Origin of the sequence: Ideonella azotifigens (assembly GCF_006519715.1) — a bacterium.
Classification (GTDB): Bacteria; Pseudomonadota; Gammaproteobacteria; order Burkholderiales; family Burkholderiaceae_C; genus Ideonella; species Ideonella azotifigens.
Window position 1 is genome coordinate 1 of sequence record NZ_VIDT01000419.1, and the last position, 5,018, is coordinate 5,018.

2 protein-coding genes are annotated in these 5,018 nt (G+C 67.3%); both read right to left on the reverse strand.

Annotation, left to right across the window (positions count from 1 at the left end):
• Positions 1-207: 207 nt before the first annotated feature.
• Positions 208-3,453, reverse strand: a complete 3,246-nt coding sequence (locus FKP22_RS20845; RefSeq protein WP_141289612.1) for an efflux RND transporter permease subunit — start codon at positions 3,451-3,453, stop codon at positions 208-210.
• A gap of 58 nt (positions 3,454-3,511) precedes the next feature.
• Complete coding sequence (locus FKP22_RS20850; RefSeq protein WP_141289613.1) at positions 3,512-4,708, reverse strand: efflux RND transporter periplasmic adaptor subunit; 1,197 nt, start codon at positions 4,706-4,708, stop codon at positions 3,512-3,514.
• Positions 4,709-5,018: the final 310 nt, after the last annotated feature.

Below are 5,018 nucleotides of genomic sequence, written 5' to 3' on the forward strand. Positions count from 1 at the left end.
GGCCGGATCGACAGCGGGCGCCGAGACGCAACCGGCCAGCACCAAGGCGGCAAGCAGCGGCGTCAGCGAGCGCTTCGAGGCAAGCGAAAAGAGGTTTCTCATTGGAATCTCCAAATTTCTCACGGAGCCGGCGCCGGGCCGCCCCAAGGCGGCCGAGCAACCCGCCCGGCGGGTGGTCTCACGCAATCGTGAGACCGGGTGCATCAGTTACTCATGCTCGTGTCGGGGCGCTGCCACTTGCGGGTGCAACGGCGCACCACCATGCATGCCAGGTTCCAGCAACGGCTCCACGTCATGCGGCACTTCGCCGTGCTGCTTCAACGGGCGGTTGCCGGTCATGCGGCGCAGCAGCACGTAGAACACCGGGGTCAGGAAGATGCCGAAGGCCGTCACGCCGATCATCCCGGCGAACACCGCAACGCCCATCGCATGGCGCATCTCGGCGCCAGCACCGGTCGCCAGCACCAGGGGCAGCACACCCATCACGAAGGCCATCGAGGTCATCAGGATGGGGCGCAGGCGCAGCCGGCTGGCTTCGATCGCGGCCTGGATCGGCGTTCGGCCGGCGAACTCCAGCTCGCGTGCGAACTCCACGATCAGGATCGCGTTTTTCGCACTCAAGCCCACCAGCACCATCAGGCCGATCTGCGTGAAGACGTTGTTGTCGCCCTTGGTGAGCCACACGCCCGTCATCGCGGCCAGCAGGCCCATGGGCACGATCAGCAAGATGGCCAGCGGCAGCGTCAGGCTTTCGTACTGCGCAGCCAGCACCAGGAACACCAGCAGGATGGCGATGGGGAAGATCAGCGCGGCGGAGTTGCCGGCCAGGATTTCCTGGTAGGTCAGGTCGGTCCACTCGTAGCTGATGCCGGGCGGCAGCGTTTCGGCGGCAATGCGCTTGATCGCGTCCTGCGCCTGGCCGGACGAGTAGCCCGGTGCGGCGCCGCCGTTGATGTCGGCGGTCAGGAAGCCGTTGTAGCGCATCGCGCGTTCCGGGCCAAAGGTCGGCACGACCTTCAGCAATGCCGACAGCGGCACCATTTCGCCCGTGGTCGAACGCACCTTCAGCGTGCCGATGTCTTCGGGCCGCGCGCGGAACGCAGCATCTGCCTGCACCCGCACGGAGTACGTGCGGCCGAAGCGGTTGAAGTCATTGGCGTACAGGCTGCCCAGGTAGATCTGCAGCGTCTCGAAGACCGAGGTGACCGGCACGCCGAGCTGGCGGGCCTTGGTGCGGTCGATGTCGGCATAGAGCTGAGGCACGTTGACCTGCCAGCTGGAGAACATCCCGGCGAGTTCAGGCGTCTGGTAGGCCTTGGCCATGAAGGCTTTCTGCGCGGCGTCCAGCGCGTCGAAGCCCAGCGAGGCGCGGTCTTCCAGCTGCAGCTTGAAGCCACCGGTGGTGCCCAGGCCCTGCACCGGCGGCGGCGGGAAGATGGCGATGAAGGCGTCCTGGATCTGGCCGAACTGCTGGTTCAGCGAACCGGCGATGGCACCGGCGGACAGCGACGGGTCCTTGCGCTGGTCGAAGTCCTTCAGCGCCACGAAGACGATGCCGGAGTTCGAGCTGTTGGTGAAGCCGTTGATCGACAGGCCAGGGAAGGTGATCGCATGCTCCACACCGGGCTGCTTCATCACGATGTCGTCCATGCGACGGGTCACGTCCTCGGTGCGGTCCAGCGTGGCGCCGTCCGGCAGCTGGGCGAAGCCGATCAGGTACTGCTTGTCCTGCGCCGGCACGAAGCCCTTGGGCACCAGCTGGAACAGGCCGACGGTGGCGACCGCGAGCAGCGCGTAGATGCCCAGCATCACCGCCTTGCGCGAGATCGCACCCTTCACGCCCACGCTGTAGCGCTCGGAGCCGCGCTGGAACAGGCGGTTGAAGCCGCGGAAGAAGCGGCCCAGCACACGGTCCATGCCGCGGGTCAGCCAGTCCTTCGGTGCGTCATGGCCCTTCAGCAGCAAGGCAGCCAATGCGGGCGACAGCGTCAGCGAGTTGATCGCCGAGATCACGGTGGAGATGGCAATCGTCAGCGCGAACTGGCGGTAGAACTGGCCGGTCAAACCGGTGATGAAGGCCAGCGGCACGAACACGGCGACCAGCACCAGCGCGATGGCGATGATGGGACCGGAGACTTCGCGCATTGCACGGTAGGTGGCCTCGCGTGGCGAGAGCCCGCCTTCGATGTTGCGCTCGACGTTCTCGACCACGACGATGGCGTCGTCCACCACGATGCCGATGGCCAGCACCAGGCCGAACAGGCTCAGCGCGTTGATCGAGAAGCCGAACACATGCATCACGCCAAAGGTGCCGACCACCGCGACCGGCACGGCCAGCAGCGGGATGATGGACGCGCGCCAGGTCTGCAGGAACAGGATCACGACCAGCACCACCAGCGCGATGGCTTCGAGCAGCGTGTGCACCACCGATTCGATGGATGCACGCACGAACTGCGTCGGGTCGTAGACGATCTCGTAGGTCAGGCCTTCGGGCATCGCGGCCTTCAGGTCGGCCATGGTGGCGCGCACGCCGTCGGAGATGGCAATCGCGTTGGACCCTGGCGCGGCGAAGATGGGCACCGCCACCGCGTCCTTGTTGTCCAGCAGCGAGCGCAGCGAATAGTCCGCCGCGCCCATCTCGATGCGCGAAATGTCGCGCAGCCGGGTCACCTCGCCGCCGTTGCCGGTCTTGACGATGATGTCGCCGAACTCGTCTTCGGTCTGCAGCCGGCCTTGCGCGTTGACCGGCAGTTGCACGTCAATGCCTTGCAGGCCAGGCGATGCGCCGACCACGCCAGCGGCAGCCTGCACGTTCTGCTCGCGGATCGCGGCCACCACGTCGCTTGCCGACAGGCCACGGTTGGCCACCTTCTGCGGGTCCAGCCAGACGCGCATCGCGTAGTCGCCCGAGCCGAACAGCTGCACGTCGCCCACGCCCTGGACGCGCGCGAGGCGGTCCTTGACGTTGAGCACCGCGTAGTTGCGCAGGTAGGTCATGTCGTAGCGGCCGGTGGGCGACAGCAAGTGCACCACCATGGTCAGGTCGACCGAGCTCTTGACGGTGGTGATGCCCAGGCGGCGCACCTCTTCCGGCAGGCGCGGCTCGGCCCGGGCCACGCGGTTCTGCACCAGCTGCTGGGCCTTGTCGGGGTCGGTGCCGAGCTTGAAGGTGACGGTCAGCGTCATCAGGCCGTCGGTCGTCGCCTGGCTGCTCATGTAGAGCATGCCTTCGACGCCGTTGATCTGTTCTTCGATCGGTGTGGCCACCGTCTCGGCAATGACCTTGGGGTTCGCGCCGGGGTAGGTGGCACGCACGACGATGGACGGCGGCACGACCTCGGGGTATTCCGAGATCGGCAGGCCGCGCACCGCGATCAGGCCGCCGAGGAAGATCAGCAGCGAGAGCACGCCGGCAAAGATGGGCCGGTCAATGAAAAACTTGGACAAGTTCATGGGGTGTCCTGAAAGAGGTTCCTCTGCATGGCGGGGCGCGTGTGCACTGGCATGTGCATCACGACGGCTCACCTGCGGTGTTGTTCTTCTTGGCCTGCAGCTCGGCCTTGGCGTTCATCGGCACTTCCTGCGGCTGCACCAGCGAGCCCGGGCGAACCCGCTGCAGCCCGTTGACGACGACCTTCTCGTCGGCCTTCAGCCCGGCGGTGACGATGCGCAGCCCGTCCACCGCGGCGCCCAGCGAGACCTCGCGGTAGGCGACCTTGTGGTCCGCACCAACCACCAGCACGTAGCGCTTGTTCTGGTCGGTGCCGACCGCGCGTTCGTTGACCAGCAGCGCCGAGGTGGCCTTGACCTGGCCCAGGCGCAGCTGCGCGAACTGGCCCGGCAGCAGCGCGCCGTCGGCGTTGTCGAACACCGCGCGCACGCGCACCGTGCCGCTCTTCGCGTCGACCTGGTTGTCGATCAGCTGCAGCTTGCCTTCGATGGCTTTTTCGCCCGTGCCGCCCAGCCCGGTCTTCATCTGCACCGGAATGCGTTCGAGCTGGCCGCGTTGCGCCGTGCCGCCCGGCAGGCTGGCCAGGGCTTTGCTGACGGTGGCTTCGTCAACGTCGAAGCTGGCGTAGATCGGGCTGACCGAGACCAGCGTGGTCAGCACCGGCGCGCCCGGACCTGCGGCCACCAGGTTGCCCACGGTGACTTCCTTGCGGCCGACGCGGCCGGCCACGGGTGCGCGCACCTGCGTGTAGCTCAGGCTGAGCTTGGCGGTCTGCAGCGCGGCTTGTGCGGCGCGCAGGTTGGCATCGGCTTCGCGGGCGGCGTTCTGGCGCTCGTCCAGCTCGCGCTGGGCAATTGCCTGTTCCTGCCAGAGCCGGCCGGCCCGCTCGCTTTCGCTGCGGGTATAGCCCACGCGGGCCTGGGCGGCCAGCACCTGGGCCTCGGCGCGGTCCACCTCGGCGGCGTACGGCGCCGGGTCGATGGTCACCAGCAGGTCGCCGGCATTCACCAGCGCACCTTCGCGGAAGTGCACCGCCAGCACCGTGCCGGAGACGCGCGAGCGCAGCTCGACCTTGTCCACCGCCTCGACACGTCCGGAGAATTCTTCCCAGGCGGCCACGTCCTGCTTGACGACGGTGGCGACCGAGACCGGCACCGCGGGCGGCGCGGCTGCCGGCGATTCGGCTTCAGCGGTATGGGCCGTCATCAGCGCGGCGGCGCCCAGCGCCAGCGCGGCGGTCAGCGAAGTCAGCACCATGGCCGTGGGGCGGCGGGAAAATTTTTGAAAGGTCTTGGAAGAAGCAGAGGTGGACATGGCGTGCTCCGTTGGCAGTGGATAGGGTTGGGAATACAGAAAAAACGGCAATGCAGCGGCTGCGCCTGCGGTGTTTTGCAGACGGCCAGACAACGACAACAGCCGGCGCAGCAGACCGCGCCGGTGGGAACTCAGGCCAGGCGTGGCGCGAGCGCGCCGGCACAAGCTCCCGGTGAACTGTCAGACGAAGCGCGGCGGGACGAGCGCCGCGCGGTCGGACAGCGGGAAAGACAGTCGATCAGGAATTCACGCA

Coding starts and splice junctions, on each gene's coding strand:
- FKP22_RS20845 (WP_141289612.1), bottom strand. CDS start 3,453: ATGAACTTGTCCAAGTTTTTCATTGACCGGCCCATCTTTGCCGGCGTG.
- FKP22_RS20850 (WP_141289613.1), bottom strand. CDS start 4,708: ATGGTGCTGACTTCGCTGACCGCCGCGCTGGCGCTGGGCGCCGCCGCG.